Origin of the sequence: Caulobacter sp. UNC358MFTsu5.1 (assembly GCF_000712075.1) — a bacterium.
Classification (GTDB): domain Bacteria; phylum Pseudomonadota; class Alphaproteobacteria; order Caulobacterales; family Caulobacteraceae; genus Caulobacter.
This window is the reverse complement of the sequence record NZ_JONW01000006.1, coordinates 277,206-291,147: the sequence shown is the minus strand read 5'-3', so window position 1 is coordinate 291,147 and position 13,942 is coordinate 277,206. Positions and strand designations below refer to the sequence as shown.

Sequence of the window (13,942 nt, the reverse complement as noted above, 5' to 3'; positions counted from 1 at the left end):
ACGATCGCCGATCCTTCCGAGTCCGCCGGGCCCTCCCCTAGCAGAGAAAGTCCGACGGCTTCCATAACGCGGGCGAGAGATGCGCTCATCGGCCGTCCTCGAGATAGGGCGTCAGGCGCGGCTCGGCGCGCGCCAGTTCGCCGGCGACCATCTTGGCGAAGGTCGCCGCGCCGTCGGGTCCCAGATGCGTGTAGTCGATCCGAGGCCGGCCTTTCGGCGCGGGTTGGCCGTCGGGCTCGGGCGGCGAGATCGTTCCCGCGCCGAGCGCGAGGGACGCCTCGGGGCCCATGCCGCGCACCGCCCGGCAGCTGTCGGCGTGCAGGTCGATGACCGGAACGCCCGCTTCGGCCGCGACGCGGCGGGTGGCGTCGGCCCAGGGCGTCAGGGTGTCCTGGAGCTCGCCGTCCTTGAACATCCGCCGGCACAAGGGCGTCACCAGGATGGGGCGCGCGCCGGCGGCCCGGATGTCGGCGACGTAGCGGGCCATGTTGGCGGGGAAGGTGGTCGCCACGTCCGTCGAGCGGCCCGGCCGGCCGGGCTGGTCGTTGTGGCCGAACTGGACCAGCACGTAGGTCGCGGTCCAGGGCCCGCGTCGGCCGAGCAGGCGGGCCACCCTGTCCCACGACCCGTCGGCGCGGAAACTGGCCGAGCTGCGGCCGCCCCGCGCGGTGTTCACGCACGTGGCCTCGACCGCCATCCGCGCGCACAGGGCGTCGCCGTAGCCGGAATGGGGCGCGACCGTGGAGTCGCCGACCAGGATCATCCGGATCGGCGCGGGCGAGGCCGCCGCCGATCCCGCCGCCAGTCCCACTGTCAGGCCCGTCGTCAGGCGCAGGAGCAGGCCGGCGGCGCGGGCGACGATGTCAGGACGGGTCGCCATGGCACCTTTGCAGTCGGGGATCGCTGGCGATCCGGTCGAGGGACGCGGCGAGGATCACGCCGACGCCGTCGGGCGACAGGTGCTGCGCGCCGTGCTCCAGATAGAGCTTGCGATCGGGCCGGCCGGCCGCGGTCAGCTGCGGCGTCGGTTGGATCAGGTTCAGCGTGCCCAGGAATTGGGGCGACATCTGGGTGATCGACGGCTCGAACTGGGTCCGCGACACCGGACGCGGGATCTCCATCACGTAGAAGCCGGCGCCGTCGCGGGCCGCCGAGGCCTTGGCCTGGTCGAGCAGCGCCTGGGACAGCGACACCGCGTAGGGCGAGGCCTTGGCGTAGACCGCCGCCCCGAGGTTGCCGGCGCCGCCGCCTTCCTCGTCGCCCGCCGCCTTGGCGTTGACCACCTTCAGCGCCCGCTTGGCGTAGCGCGCCAGGTTCTCGCGCAGGAAGTTGTAGAGCTGGCTGTTGTCGGCCAAGAAACGATAGGCGCTCGACTTCATCAGCTTGTTCTGCACGCTGATCGACGGCAGGAACGTGGCCCCTCCCGGCTGCAGCTGGCCGTCCTTCAGGCGATAGAGGCCCGAGCGGACGTTGTCGTCGAAGTCGGTCAGGTGCCACTCGTAGAGCACCAGGTCCGGCGAGAACTTCCTGGCGAAGCCTTCATAGGTCCGGTTGTGCTCGGCGGTGCCGAAGCCGCTGACCGCGAAGTTCAGGACCTCCACCTTGTAGCCGCGCTGGCGCAGGGCCTCTTCCAGGCGGTGGGCGTAGGTGTCGGGATACTTCAGCTCGAAGCCGGCGAAGTAGGAGTCGCCGAACAGGGCCACGCGGCAGACGCCCGCCGGCTTGGCCAGCGGGAAGACCCGGTCGTCCCGCATGCCCTGGCTGTTGTAGTGGAAGGCGGCCGTCACCTCGGAGGTGCGCTGCCAGAACCGCGCGTTGGGGATGTTGCCCCGCACGCCCCAGGGGGTGTCGGTCACGTAGCGCGGCAGGATCGGCTGGTGCACCACCAGCCGGATGAACAGCTCGGCGAACAGCAGGGTGTAGACGACCAGTCCCACGACCTTCAGCGCGCCCAGCGCCAGGCGCGCGGCCAGGGGACGGTCGGACGCGGCGGGCGATGCGGTTTCTTGCGACACGGAAGACACCTGGCGCCCCTCAGAAGTTGAAGTAGATGAAAGGCTGGGCCTGGCTGGCGCTGAGCGCGATGATCGCCAGCAGCGTCGCCATGGTCGTGGTGTAGCGCACGATGAACGGCCCCGCGTTCAGGAACTCGATGTTCTTCTTCCAGCGCTGCCAGGCCTCGACCAGCACCAGCGGGAAGATGAACGAGATCACCGGCCCGAAGGTCGCCCAGCTGTAGCCGTCCAGCCCGCCGACCGCCTGCTGCAGGACGCGCGTCGCCTCGCCCAGGTTCTGGGCGCGGAAGAAGGCCCAGGCCAGCACGACCAGCAGCATGGTCGCCGCCCACAGGCCGATGTTGATCACCCAGCCCTTGGGACCGTTCGGCGCGTCCTTGGCCACGTCGTCGATCTTGAAGAACCGGAAGATCACCAGGATGCCGCCGTGGATCGCGCCCCAGACCACGAAGGTCCAGGCCGCGCCGTGCCACAGCCCGCCCAGCAGCATGGTCAGCATCAGGTTGCGATAGGTCTTGGACACCCCGGCGCGGTTGCCGCCCAGCGGGATGTACAGATAGTCGCGCAGCCACTGCGACAGGCTGATGTGCCAGCGCTGCCAGAACTCGGACGGGGTGCGCGAGAAGTAGGGCAGGTTGAAATTGACCATCAGGTCGAAGCCCAGCATCCGGGCCACGCCGCGGGCCATGTTCGAATAGCCGGCGAAGTCGCAATAGATCTGGAAGGTGAAGGCCAGCAGCCCGGCCATCGCCGCCCCGGCCGACCCGTCGCTGTGGCCGGCGAACACCTGGTTGGCCACCGGCGCGATGTTGTCGGCGATGACGAGCTTCATATAGAGGCCCCAGATGAACACCCGGAGGCCCGACCAGACCATGTTCATGTCCAGGGGCAGGATGCGTTCGAACTGCGGCATCAGGTGCCAGGCGCGCTCGATCGGACCGGCGACCAGCTGGGGGAAGAAGGCGTGGAACGCCGCGTAGTTGACCAGCGAGTACTGCGGGTCGTAGCGCCCCTGGAAGCTGTCGATCGTCCGGCTGATGGCCTGGAAGGTGTAGAACGACAGGCCGACGGGCAGCACGACCTCCAGGCCCAGGCGCGGGATGTTCAAACCGGCCAGGCTGATCGCGTCGTGCAGGGACTCGTAGAAGAAGTTGAAATACTTGAAGAACGCCAGGATGCCGAGGTTCGTGAACAGCGACAGGCACAGCCAGGCGACCCGGCGGCGGCGTTCTTCCATGCGGTCGAACAGCGCCGTCACGCCCAGCACCGCGGCGGTCCCGCCGAACGCGGCCGGCACGATCCAGAGATTGCCGGGCGGCGAGAACAGCAGCGACAGCAGGGTCACGCCGATCAGCCAGGCGGCGGCCTTCCAGCGGTCCGTCCAGGACACCAGCTTACCGGCCGCGCCGAGCGCGGCCATGTAGTCGACCGACGTGGAGACGGCCACCAGGATCAGGAAACGCGGGTCCCACCAGCCGTAGAAGACGTAGCTGAACAGGCAGAGGACAATATTGCGCAGTGTCAGATGGCGCCGCACCACCAGGAAGGCGGGATAGGCCACCAGCATAAAGAAGAAGAACGTCCAGCTATTGAATAGAATAACGGACGCTTCATTCGGGTCGCGATGAGGAATGGAAATATGCTGAAAAAATGACATAAATCCAGTCAAGTCACCGCCCCCGAAGCTGTCAGCACTGAGGCCCCTCATCCCCCATAACCCGTCGCCGGGTCAACTTCTTTCCGGCGCCCCGACGAGGGGGGCTGAAATGGACATCGTTTCGGGCCGTTTTATCGTCTTGATGATCATCGATGCTGCAATGCACCCAACGCCACGCGCCTTAGCACCTTTGTGTGACGAAGCTTGGCGGATTCGTCGTTGTCTCGGTTTAATCAGGAGCTCGCCATGCGTTCGTTCGTCATGACACTCGGCCTGCTGGGTCTTTTTTGGGCAGGCGCGGCCCAGGCCCGGCCCGGCGACGCGACCTGCCCGGAAGCCGCCAACGACGTCGACACCGTGCTCAGCGACATGAAGCTGCACAGCGAGACCCTGCCGCACGGCGCCAAGCTGATCTGGACCGACAAGAAGACCGGCCGCTCGTACCCCACCTACGCGGTCAAGCCGCGCATCTTCTACGGCAGCAAGCCGCCCCCGCGGTACGGCGCGGTCCAGGGCTGGGGCCAGCTGTGGCAGAGCGTCGATCCCAGCACTTCCAGCCACACCCTGGTCGAGCTGCGCCGCTACCGCACCTATCTGCTCGACAGGACGACGGGCCGCTGGGAACAGGTGCAGGCGTCGGAGAACGTCGCGGGCCGGGCCTTCCCGGAGGACTTCCACTCCAAGCCCGCCATTGCCGCCGACGCCAAGCCGGCGCCCGACGGCGGGACCCTGGTGCGGATGATCCCCGACCGGAACTTCCACTTCTGGCCGACCAGCGGCAAGAAGCCGTTCGACCACGACAGGCTGGGCGGGGTGTTCGTCACCGTGCAGGCCCGGCTGGTTCCCGACGAGTCCGGCGTCGACGACCGCGACAAGGCCAACTACCTGCTCAGCGCGGGGCTGGACTACTGGACCGCGACCCACTCGGCCTACAAGGGCGACAAGGTCTCGAACGGCGACGCCGGCATCGGCCGCTTCAAGCGGGTGGGCGCCTGCTGGCGGTCCTACAACATGACCACGGTTCCGGCCGAGGTGTTCCGGGCCAATCCGCCGCCGCTGGACTAGGTCAGCGCGACTTCCACCACGCGGCGAACCGGCCCAGCCCCTCCTCCAGCTTCACCTTGGGCTTGTAGCCGGTCAAGGCGTTGAGCTTGGTGATGTCGGCGTAGGTGGCGGTGACGTCGCCCGGCTGCATCGGGCGCATGATCTTCACCGCCTCGCGGCCGATGGCCTTCTCGAGCGTGGTGATCATGTCCATCAGGCCGACGGGATCGTTGTCGCCGATGTTGTAGATCTCGTGGCCGCCCTGGGCCGGCGGACGGTCCAGCACGCCGACGATCCCGTCGACGATGTCGTCGATATAGGTGAAGTCGCGGGCCATCCTGCCCTCGCCATAGACCTCGATGGGCTCGCCCTTCAGGATCTTCTGGGTGAAGCCGTAATAGGCCATGTCGGGGCGTCCCCACGGGCCGTAGACGGTGAAGAACCGCAGGCCCGACATCGGGAAGCCGTAGAGCTTGGCGTAGCTGATGCTCATCAGCTCGTTGGCGCGCTTGGTCGCCGCATAGAGCGACACCGGCGCGTCGACCGCGTCGGTCTCCTTGAAGCCCGCGCCCTCGCCGCCGGCCAGGGACTGCGGGCGATCGCCGTAGACCGAGCTGGACGAGGCGTAGACCAGGTGGGTCACGCCGTTGTGGCGCGCGGCCTCCAGGATCGACAGGTGGCCGGCCAGGTTCGAGCGTTGGTAGGCGAACGGGTTGTCGATCGAGTAGCGCACCCCGGCCTGGGCGGCCAGGTGGACGATCCGCTTGGCCCCGCTGGACCGGACCAGCTCCATCACCGCCGCGTCGTCGGCGATGTCGAGGCGGACCATGGTGAACCCCGGCCGCCCGTCGAGACGGGCGGCGCGGGCGGCCTTCAGGGTCGGGTCATAGTAGTCGTTGAAGACATCGACGCCGATCACCGTCTCCCCGCGGTCGAGCAGGCGCTCGGCCACGTGCATGCCGATGAAGCCGGCGGCGCCGGTGACGATGACCGGCCCCTGACTCATGCGCCGCGCCCGATGGAGGCGTAGGTGAAGCCGGCGCGGACCATTTCGGCCGGCTTGTAGACGTTGCGCAGGTCGACGACGACCGGGGCGTTGAGCAGGCCCTTCAGGCGCGTCAGGTCCAGGGCGCGGAACTGGTCCCACTCGGTGAGGATCAGCAGCACGTCCGCGCCTTGGGCGGCCTCGTAGGGGCCCGAGACGAAGGTGACACCCGGCATCATGTGCGAGGCTTCCTTGGCGCCTTCCGGGTCGAAGGCCTGGACCTTGGCGCCCTTGGCCTGCAGGGCCGGCAGGATGTCGAGGCTGGGGGCGTCGCGCATGTCGTCGGTGTTGGGCTTGAAGGTCACGCCCAGGACCCCGACGATCTTGCCGGCCAGGTCGTCCGTGCCCAGCACGGCGGCGACCTTCTCGGCCATGGCCTTCTTGCGGGAGTCGTTCACGGCGACCGTGGTCTCGATCAGCTTGGTCGGCGCGCCGTACTGCTGGGCGGTGCGCACCAGGGCGATGGTGTCCTTCGGGAAGCACGAACCGCCGTAGCCGGGGCCGGCGTTCAGGAACTTGCTGCCGATCCGCTTGTCCAGGCCGATGCCCTTGGCCACCTGCTGGACGTCGGCCCCGACCTTTTCGCAGAGGTCGGCCATCTCGTTGATGAAGGTGATCTTCATCGCCAGGAAGGCGTTGGCCGCGTACTTGATCAGCTCGCTGGTGCGGCGGCCGGTGAAGACGATCGGCGTCTCGTTCAGCGACAGCGGGCGGTACAGCTCGCGCATCACCGCCTGGGCGCGCTCGTCCTCGGTGCCGACCACGACCCGGTCGGGACGTTTGAAGTCCTCGATCGCGGCGCCTTCGCGCAGGAACTCGGGGTTGGAGACCACGGCGAACTGGGCGTCCGGACGGACCTTCTTGATGATCGCCTCGACCTCGTCGCCGGTGCCGACCGGCACGGTCGACTTGGTGACCACCACGGTGAAGTCCTCGATCAGGCCGGCGATCTCCTCGGCGGCCGCGTAGACGTAGGTCAGGTCGGCGTGGCCGTCGCCGCGGCGGGTGGGGGTGCCCACGGCGATGAACACCGCGTCGGCTTCCTTGATCGCCTGGGCGCCTTCCAGCGTGAAGAACAGGCGGCCTTCGCGGACGTTGCGGGCCACCAGGTCGTCCAGACCGGGCTCGAAGATCGGGATCTCGCCCTTCTCAAGGCGCTCGATCTTGCTCGGATCCTTGTCGATGCAGGTCACCACGTGACCGAAATCGGCGAAACACGCCCCAGACACCAGACCCACATAGCCGGTGCCGATCATCGCTACGCGCATGATATCCCCACGTTATGGTTCCCGATCCAAGTTGATCGGACAAGAGTTTCTCGGGCTGCTATCGCCCGCTTGGCCTAGAGGTGCAAGTGCATTCACGTGACATTTGTGCACAGCCTCCAAATGGTCAAAGTCTCGGCGAAATCAGCCGTGGCGCTCTACAGAAGCGTGGAACTCTCCGGCCCGCCGGAGCGCCGGTAGCCGCAGAACTGGGCGAACAAATGTTCTCCCGCGGGGCGTCTTGCTCCGCTTGCCGACCAAGGCCCGGCGGCGGCGGCCGCGGGCGACGCCGCCCCTCTTGAACGCCGACAAACAGCAACCATCTTTGTTGCCGATCGGCCGCCTATCCCGGTGGAGATCGCAACCAGGACCCCGCCGCCATGGCCTCCACCGTCAAGGCCCTCTTCGCCCTCGCCACCGTCGCCGCCGTCTCGATCGGCCTGCTGCTGCCCGTGCCGGGCGGCGTGCATCAGAATCTCGACGCGCGTGGTCACTACGAGCTGATGGACGTCGGGAACTAGCCTTCCCCGTCAGGGCCTCGGCTGGTCCTCCAGCCCCAGCGGCGACGACGCGCAGCCCCTCAGGACCTGGCCGTTGATCGTCACCTCGGCGCGGTAGTCGTACTTGCGATCCGACATGCCGTCCGTGCAGGGCTCGGGATGCAGCCGGAACACGAGGCCGCCCACGCCCCACACCCCGACGTCGCCCTCGACCTTCACGCCGGCGTTGGCGGCGCTGACGTCGGGCTGGCCGGCGCGCGACAGGGTCAGGCCGTCTTCCTGGATCCGCCCGCCCCAGAACGGTTCGGTCCCGACCAGCTGGAAGTCGCCGGAGAAGTCCGGTCCGGGCGGGGTCGAGGCCGGCGCGTCGGCGGGCGCGGTCGAGGCGCCCTCGGAGGCGCCCATCGGCGACTCCCCGCATCCGGCGAGGGCCAGGACCAGGCTCAGGGCAAAAGGGGCGGCGGCGAGGGTTCGAAGCATGCGGCGCTATCCTCCGGAGGGCGGCTCACGCTAGACTCCCCCGCGATGAATCGGAACGCCTCTCCCCTCTCCTTCTTCGAGTTCTTCGCCGGCGGCGGCATGGCCCGCCTGGGCCTGGGCCAGGCCTGGGACTGCGCCTTCGCCAACGACTTCGACGCCGTCAAGGCGGCGACCTACGCCGACAACTTTCCCGGCCTCGGCATGAAGGATGGAAAGGGGCACTTCCACCAAGGCGACGTCTGGGACCTGACCGCCGACGACCTGCCGGGCCGCGCCGACCTGGCCTGGGCGTCCAGCCCCTGCCAGGACCTCAGCCTGGCCGGCGCCCGCAAGGGCCTGGCGGGCGAGCGATCATCGGCCTTCTTCGGCTTCTGGAAGCTGATCGAGGCGCTGGACGACCAGGGCCGCGCGCCCGACACCGTGGTGGTCGAGAACGTGGTGGGCCTGCTGACCTCGCACCGGGGCGACGACTTCACCGCCCTGTGCGGCCTGCTGGCGGCGCGCGGCTATCGCTTCGGCGCCCTCGAGATCGACGCCTCGCACTTCGTGCCCCAGTCGCGGCCGCGCGTCTTCGTGGTGGCCACCCGCCTGCCGGTCGACGGCCTGGAGGGCCAGAGCCCGTTACACGGCCGGGCCGTGCGCGAGGCCGCCGCCCGCCTGCCGGCCGATCTGAAAGAGCGCTGGATCTGGTGGGGCCTGGACGCCCCGCCCGCCCGTAACGCCGACCTCGCCGCCGTGCTGGAGCCCGACGATCAGGTCGAATGGCGCGGCGAGGAGGCCACCGCCGCCCTGCTGGACCTGATGGCCCCGTCGCACCGCGCTTCGGTCGACGCGCGCATCCGGAGCGGCGAGCGCGCGGTCGGCGCGGTCTTCCGGCGCATGCGCGGCGGCGACCAGCGGGCCGAGGTGCGCTTCGACGGCCTGGCTGGCTGCCTGCGCACGCCGCGCGGCGGCTCCTCGCGCCAGACCCTGCTGGTGATCGACAAGGGCCAGGTACGCTCGCGCCTGGTCACCCCGCGCGAGGGCGCCCGGCTGATGGGCCTGCCCGACGGCTATCGCCTGCCCCGCAGCGCCACGGCCGGCCTGCACGTGATCGGCGACGGGGTGGCCGCCCCGGTGGTGCGCTGGCTGTCCGAGCGGCTGCTGACTCCGCTGGCCTCAAGAAAATCTGCGCCTCTGGCGGCCGAATGAGCCGCTGACACGTCAAAACCCACGGCCTAAGGTGGGTTAAATCCTTCTCAAGCGAGACTTCCCATGGACGACGCCTCCTCGATCTACGACGCCGCGCGGTTCAAGCGCGCCGGGCGCGGCAAGATCTTCGACTCGATCCTGGACACGGTCGGCGACACGCCGCTGGTCCGCCTGCCCAACCTGACCGCCGAGCTGAAGCCCAAGGGCACGGTCGTGGCCAAGCTGGAGTTCTTCAACCCGCTGGCCTCGGTCAAGGACCGCATCGGCGTGGCGATGATCGAATACCTGGAGGCGAAAGGTCTCTTGAAGCCGGGTGGCGTGATCGTCGAGCCGACCTCGGGCAACACCGGCATCGCCCTGGCCTTCGTGGCCGCCGCCAAGGGCTACAAGCTGACCCTGGTCATGCCGGAAAGCATGTCGATCGAGCGCCGCAAGATGCTGCTGCTGCTGGGCGCCAAGCTGGAGCTGACCCCGGCCGAGAAGGGCATGCGCGGCGCCGTCGCCCGCGCCCAGGAGATCATCGAGGCCATCCCCGGCGCGGTGATGCCCCAGCAGTTCGAGAACACCGCCAACCCGCTGATCCACCGCGTCTCGACGGCGGAAGAGATCTGGAACGACACCGCCGGCGCCGTGGACGCCGTGGTCTCGGGCGTGGGCACCGGCGGCACCATCTCGGGCGTCGGCCAGGTGCTGAAGGCCCGCAAGCCGTCGGTGAAGATGGTCGCGGTCGAGCCGGAAGCCTCGGCCGTGCTGTCGGGCGGCGCGCCCGGCCCGCACAAGATCCAGGGGATCGGCGCCGGCTTCGTGCCGGGCATCCTGGACCGCGGCGTGATCGACGAGGTCATCCAGGTGTCGAACGACGACAGCTTCGCCATGGCCCGCAAGGCGGCCTCGACCGAAGGCCTGCCGGTGGGCATCAGCTCGGGCGCGGCCCTGACCGCGGCCTTCGACTTGGCCATGCGCGACGAGTACGCCGGCAAGCTGATCGTGGCGATCATCCCCAGCTTCGCCGAGCGCTACCTGTCGACCGCCCTGTTCGAAGGCCTCTGACCCGGACCTAGGCGGAACGCGGGGGCGTGCGCGTCGGGATCGTCGGATGCGGGGTGGGCGGCATGGCCGCCGCCCTCGCCCTGGCGCGCGCCGGCCACGCCGTCACCCTGCTGGAGGCCTTCGAGGCCCCGCGCCCGCTGGGTTCGGGCCTGCTCCTCCAGCCGACGGGCCTGGCGGCCCTGCGTGCGCTCCAGCTGGACGAACAGGTCCGCGCCGCCGGCGCCGTGGTCGGTCGGCTGGAAGGCCAGGACAGCCGCGGCCGCAAGGTCATGGACCTGGACTACAACGACTGGCGGCCCGGGGGGCACGGCGTCGGCATCCATCGCGGCGTGCTGTTCCAGACCCTGCACGACGCCCTGCCCGGCGCGGGCGTCGAGGTGGTGACCGGGGCCCGCATCGTCCGGATCGAGCACCCCGCACGCCCCATCCTGCACGACGAGCGCGGCCGGTCCTGGGGACCGTTCGACCTGGCGGTGGTCGCCGACGGCTCGGCCTCGCCGCTGCGGCCGGTCCTGCGCCCCGGCGCCCGGGCGCCGGTCTATCCGTGGGGCGCGGTCTGGACCCACGTGGCCGATCCCTGCGACCGGTTCGGCGGGGCGCTGCGCCAGATCTACCATCGCGCCGAGGTGATGGTCGGCGCCCTGCCCGTCGGTCGCGATCCGGACGGCCTGTCGCCCACCGGCCTGGCGATGTTCTGGTCCGTGCCGGTCGCCGGCCTCGACGCCTTCCTGGCCGGCGACTTCGCCGCCTGGCGCGACCAGCGCCTCAAACCCCTGTGGCCCGACCTGGCCGCCCTGCTGGCCGAACGCGACGACTGGAACGGCTTCTCCAAGGCGCTCTATCGCGACGTCTCGGTGGGCCGCTGGAACCATCAGGCCTGCACCCTGCTGGGCGACGCGGCCCACGGCACCAGCCCGCAGCTGGGACAGGGCGCGAACCTGGCTCTGATGGACGCGGTCGAGCTGGCCGAGCGCCTGGGCCGCGACAGCCGCCCCGTCGCCGTTTCGGTTGGTGCCTGGCAGGCCGACCGCCGCCGCCACACGGCCCTCTACCAGGTGGCGTCCAAGGCCCTGACCCCGCTGTTCCAGTCGCACGGCGGCTTCTGGCCCGCGGTGCGCGACTGGATCTTCACCCCGATGTCGGGCTTGCCCGGCGTCAAGCAGGTGGCGGCGCGCCTGCTGACGGGGACCCTGCGCCTGGGACGGTTCCCGCGCGTTACACGGCCATGACCGCCCCCAAGTCCACGGACGTCTTCGACCCCGCCAAGCGCTCGGCCGTGATGGCCCGGGTCAGGAGCCGGGACACCAAGCCCGAGCTGCTGCTGCGCCGGCTGCTGACCGATCTCGGCGCGCGCTACCGCCTGCACCGCAAGGACCTGCCCGGCTCGCCCGACGTGGCCATGCCCGGCCGCCGGCTGGCGATCTTCGTCCACGGCTGCTTCTGGCACGGCCACGACTGCCCGCGCGGCTCGCGCGTGCCCAAGGCCAACCGCGACTACTGGCTGGCCAAGGTGGCGCGGAACGTCGCCCGGGACGCGCGCAACCGCACCGACCTGGCGGCGGCCGGCTGGCGGGTGGAAACGGTGTGGGAGTGCGAGATGAAGGATCGGGAGGGGTTGAAGGGGCGGCTGGCGAAGTTGTTGGACGAGACCCCGCCCGCGTAGACCCCCTCAGTCGCTTCGCGACAGCTCCCCCAGAGGGGGAGCATCTGGCGCGGCATAGATCCTCCCCCTCTGGGGGAGGTGGCCCGGAGGGCCGGAGGGGGCTGGCTCCGCCTAGGCCGCCGCCCGCGCCGTCCCCGTCGGCAGCACCTCGCTCAGGGCCGCGTGCAGTTGGCTGGGGTCGATCGGCTTGGCGACGTGGGCGTTCATCCCGGCCGCGTGGCAGGCTTCCCAGTCCTTGGCGGTGGCCGAGGCGGTGACGGCGATCACCGGGATGTCGCGGTTGGGCCCCTCGGCGGCGCGCAGCTGGCGCGTGGCGTCGCGGCCGTCCATGCCGGGCATGTAGACGTCCATCAGCATGACGTCGAACACCTCGGACTGCAGCAGCTCCAAGGCCCGCTCGCCGGACTCGGCCAGGGTGGGCTGGATGCCGAACGACTGCAGGACCAGCTCGATGGCCCGGCGGTTGACCACGTGGTCGTCGACCACCAGCACCCGCGCGCCCTCGACGACGACGCCGCCGGCCTGGGAGCCCGGGGCCTCGGCCGCCTCGACGCGCACCTCCAGCCGGAAGCGCGAACCCTTGCCGGGCCTGCTGGTCACCATCAGGTCGCCGCCCATCAGCCGGGCCAGCTCGCGGCTGATCACCAGGCCCAGGCCCGAACCGCCGTGCTCGCGGGCGACGTTGGACGCCAGCTGGTCGAAGGGCGTGAACAGCCGCGCCAGTTGGTCCTCGGTCAGGCCGCGCCCGGTGTCGGCGACCACCGCCTCGAACACCAGGTGATCGTCGGCCTCGCGCGCCGACAGGCGCACGGTGACCGCGCCGCGGTCGGTGAACTTGATGGCGTTGGACAGCAGGTTGTTCAGCACCTGGCGCAGGCGCATGGCGTCGCCGGCCACCCACCTCGGAAGATGCGCCGCGCCCTCGACCCGCAGGCGCAGGCCCTTCTTGTTGGCGTCGGGTCGCCACAGCCGCAGGGTGTCGGCCATGGCCTGGCGCAGGTCGAACGGGGCCTGCTCGACCGCCATCCGCCCGGCGTCCAGGCGCGATAGGTCCAGCAGGTCGTTGAGCAGGGTGCGCATCATCGCCCCGGCGTCGCCGATCAGCTGGGCGTGCAGCTTGGAGGCGGCCTCGGGCACGTCGCTGTGCAGGCGCGCCGCCCCGGCCAGGATGGCGCTGATCGGCGTGCGCAGCTCGTGGCTGATCATGGCCACGAAGGCCGACTTGGCGGCGACGGCCTCCTCGGCCTCGTGACGACGGCGCTCGGCCTCCTCCTTGGCCGCGGCCTCGGCGCGCAGGGCCCGCTCCAGGGTGCGGGCGGCGACGAACACCGAGACGATCAGCAGGGCCACCCCGAACCACAGGGCGTTGGCCAGCGGGGCGTGCGGATTGGCCGCCCGGGCCACGAACGGCACGATCAGCAGATAGACCACGTGGGGCGCGGCCGCCGAGATCGTCGCCGACCTCAGGCTGGAATTGACGACGATGACGTTGAGCAGGGCCCCGGCCAGCAGCATGCCGCCCAGGGTGGGGGCGAACCGCACCGACGAGGCGAACAGCGGCAGAGACAGGAAGCCGAAGATGACCGAGGTCACCGCCGGCATGGCGGCGACGGCGAACCGCAAGGCGCGGCCGGGATTGGGCCGGCGCACCATCCGGCGGATCAGGATCAGCTCCAGCAGCTGGGCGGCCGAATAGGTCCCCGCCCACAGCCAGGTCCAGCTGGCGCCCATGAAGACGTGCAGCATCAGGGCGATCATCACCGTGGCGACGACACGCAGGTACAGGTTGCCGCGCCGCGCGAGCGCCGCCCTCACCTCAGCAGACTGATGCCGTCCGTCGTCCACACAGCCCCCCGTGTCACGTGGTCCCCACCACGCGCGGAATGCCCATAGCATGAAACATCGTCGCTAAGAGGGGGTGAAAGACCCTGATTCGTTCGCGGGGTTTTCGACCGACCACGGACGGAACCTGCCCGCATTCCCGCCCTGAAGGGGCATTTTCAACTCGCGGGCGATGGCGGGATGAGATTCG

At 69.9% G+C, this 13,942-nt stretch carries 13 protein-coding genes; 6 read left to right on the top strand and 7 right to left on the bottom strand.

The genetic code is table 11. The annotated features are described in order from the left end of the window. Window positions 1–85: 85 nt before the first annotated feature. The 3 genes from BR39_RS0110090 to BR39_RS25275 are packed head-to-tail and all read right to left on the bottom strand — an operon-like array spanning window position 86 to window position 3,582. Window positions 86–880: a rhamnogalacturonan acetylesterase gene (locus tag BR39_RS0110090; protein WP_029910817.1), complete on the bottom strand. Its 795-nt coding sequence runs from the start codon at window positions 878–880 to the stop codon at window positions 86–88. Continuing rightward, a complete protein-coding gene (locus tag BR39_RS0110085) occupies window positions 864–2,015 on the bottom strand; it encodes a hypothetical protein (RefSeq protein WP_029910815.1) in 1,152 nt (383 codons plus the stop codon). Before BR39_RS0110085 ends, BR39_RS0110090 begins: the two co-directional genes overlap by 17 nt. A 19-nt stretch (window positions 2,016–2,034) precedes the next feature. After that, the gene (locus BR39_RS25275; RefSeq protein ID WP_051695382.1) at window positions 2,035–3,582 is read right to left on the bottom strand and encodes an MBOAT family protein; all 1,548 of its coding nucleotides are present in this window, start codon (window positions 3,580–3,582) and stop codon (window positions 2,035–2,037) included. Between the two features lie 336 nt (window positions 3,583–3,918). Here BR39_RS25275 and BR39_RS0110075 point away from each other — a divergent pair, with 336 nt between their 5' ends. Continuing rightward, the gene (locus tag BR39_RS0110075) at window positions 3,919–4,737 is read left to right on the top strand and encodes a hypothetical protein (RefSeq protein ID WP_029910811.1); all 819 of its coding nucleotides are present in this window, start codon (window positions 3,919–3,921) and stop codon (window positions 4,735–4,737) included. A 1-nt stretch (window position 4,738) separates the two neighbouring features. Here the strand turns inward: BR39_RS0110075 and BR39_RS0110070 are convergent, their stop codons facing one another. Continuing rightward, a complete protein-coding gene (locus tag BR39_RS0110070) occupies window positions 4,739–5,722 on the bottom strand; it encodes an NAD-dependent epimerase/dehydratase family protein (protein ID WP_029910808.1) in 984 nt (327 codons plus the stop codon). Next, a complete protein-coding gene (locus tag BR39_RS0110065) occupies window positions 5,719–7,029 on the bottom strand; it encodes a UDP-glucose/GDP-mannose dehydrogenase family protein (protein WP_029910805.1) in 1,311 nt (436 codons plus the stop codon). The genes BR39_RS0110070 and BR39_RS0110065 overlap by 4 nt, the downstream gene beginning before the upstream one ends. A 377-nt stretch (window positions 7,030–7,406) precedes the next feature. Here BR39_RS0110065 and BR39_RS26710 point away from each other — a divergent pair, with 377 nt between their 5' ends. Further along, window positions 7,407–7,547, top strand: coding sequence for a hypothetical protein (locus BR39_RS26710; RefSeq protein WP_197026671.1), 141 nt, complete (start codon window positions 7,407–7,409; stop codon window positions 7,545–7,547). A 9-nt stretch (window positions 7,548–7,556) separates the two neighbouring features. Here the strand turns inward: BR39_RS26710 and BR39_RS0110055 are convergent, their stop codons facing one another. Continuing rightward, window positions 7,557–8,006: a membrane protein gene (locus BR39_RS0110055; RefSeq protein WP_029910802.1), complete on the bottom strand. Its 450-nt coding sequence runs from the start codon at window positions 8,004–8,006 to the stop codon at window positions 7,557–7,559. A 45-nt stretch (window positions 8,007–8,051) separates the two neighbouring features. Between BR39_RS0110055 and BR39_RS0110050 the strand changes: the two genes are divergently transcribed. From BR39_RS0110050 to BR39_RS0110035, 4 genes are all read left to right on the top strand, one after another. After that, window positions 8,052–9,197: a DNA cytosine methyltransferase gene (locus tag BR39_RS0110050; protein ID WP_029910799.1), complete on the top strand. Its 1,146-nt coding sequence runs from the start codon at window positions 8,052–8,054 to the stop codon at window positions 9,195–9,197. A gap of 63 nt (window positions 9,198–9,260) precedes the next feature. Then, a complete protein-coding gene (gene cysK / locus BR39_RS0110045; protein WP_029910796.1) occupies window positions 9,261–10,247 on the top strand; it encodes a cysteine synthase A in 987 nt (328 codons plus the stop codon). A 26-nt stretch (window positions 10,248–10,273) separates the two neighbouring features. After that, window positions 10,274–11,476, top strand: a complete 1,203-nt coding sequence (locus BR39_RS0110040; RefSeq protein ID WP_051695379.1) for an NAD(P)/FAD-dependent oxidoreductase — start codon at window positions 10,274–10,276, stop codon at window positions 11,474–11,476. Then, window positions 11,473–11,910, top strand: coding sequence for a very short patch repair endonuclease (locus tag BR39_RS0110035; protein ID WP_029910787.1), 438 nt, complete (start codon window positions 11,473–11,475; stop codon window positions 11,908–11,910). The genes BR39_RS0110040 and BR39_RS0110035 overlap by 4 nt, the downstream gene beginning before the upstream one ends. 111 nt (window positions 11,911–12,021) lie before the next feature. Here the strand turns inward: BR39_RS0110035 and BR39_RS0110030 are convergent, their stop codons facing one another. Beyond that, window positions 12,022–13,668 carry an ATP-binding protein gene (locus BR39_RS0110030; RefSeq protein WP_231499452.1) on the bottom strand — a complete coding sequence of 549 codons (1,647 nt, stop codon included), beginning with the start codon at window positions 13,666–13,668 and terminating at the stop codon, window positions 12,022–12,024. Window positions 13,669–13,942 lie beyond the last annotated feature (274 nt).

Coding starts and splice junctions, on each gene's coding strand:
- BR39_RS0110065 (WP_029910805.1), bottom strand. CDS start 7,029: ATGCGCGTAGCGATGATCGGCACCGGCTATGTGGGTCTGGTGTCTGGG.
- BR39_RS0110055 (WP_029910802.1), bottom strand. CDS start 8,006: ATGCTTCGAACCCTCGCCGCCGCCCCTTTTGCCCTGAGCCTGGTCCTG.
- BR39_RS0110035 (WP_029910787.1), top strand. CDS start 11,473: ATGACCGCCCCCAAGTCCACGGACGTCTTCGACCCCGCCAAGCGCTCG.
- cysK (WP_029910796.1), top strand. CDS start 9,261: ATGGACGACGCCTCCTCGATCTACGACGCCGCGCGGTTCAAGCGCGCC.
- BR39_RS0110090 (WP_029910817.1), bottom strand. CDS start 880: ATGGCGACCCGTCCTGACATCGTCGCCCGCGCCGCCGGCCTGCTCCTG.
- BR39_RS0110030 (WP_231499452.1), bottom strand. CDS start 13,668: ATGATCGCCCTGATGCTGCACGTCTTCATGGGCGCCAGCTGGACCTGG.
- BR39_RS25275 (WP_051695382.1), bottom strand. CDS start 3,582: ATGCTGGTGGCCTATCCCGCCTTCCTGGTGGTGCGGCGCCATCTGACA.
- BR39_RS0110075 (WP_029910811.1), top strand. CDS start 3,919: ATGCGTTCGTTCGTCATGACACTCGGCCTGCTGGGTCTTTTTTGGGCA.
- BR39_RS26710 (WP_197026671.1), top strand. CDS start 7,407: ATGGCCTCCACCGTCAAGGCCCTCTTCGCCCTCGCCACCGTCGCCGCC.
- BR39_RS0110070 (WP_029910808.1), bottom strand. CDS start 5,722: ATGAGTCAGGGGCCGGTCATCGTCACCGGCGCCGCCGGCTTCATCGGC.
- BR39_RS0110050 (WP_029910799.1), top strand. CDS start 8,052: ATGAATCGGAACGCCTCTCCCCTCTCCTTCTTCGAGTTCTTCGCCGGC.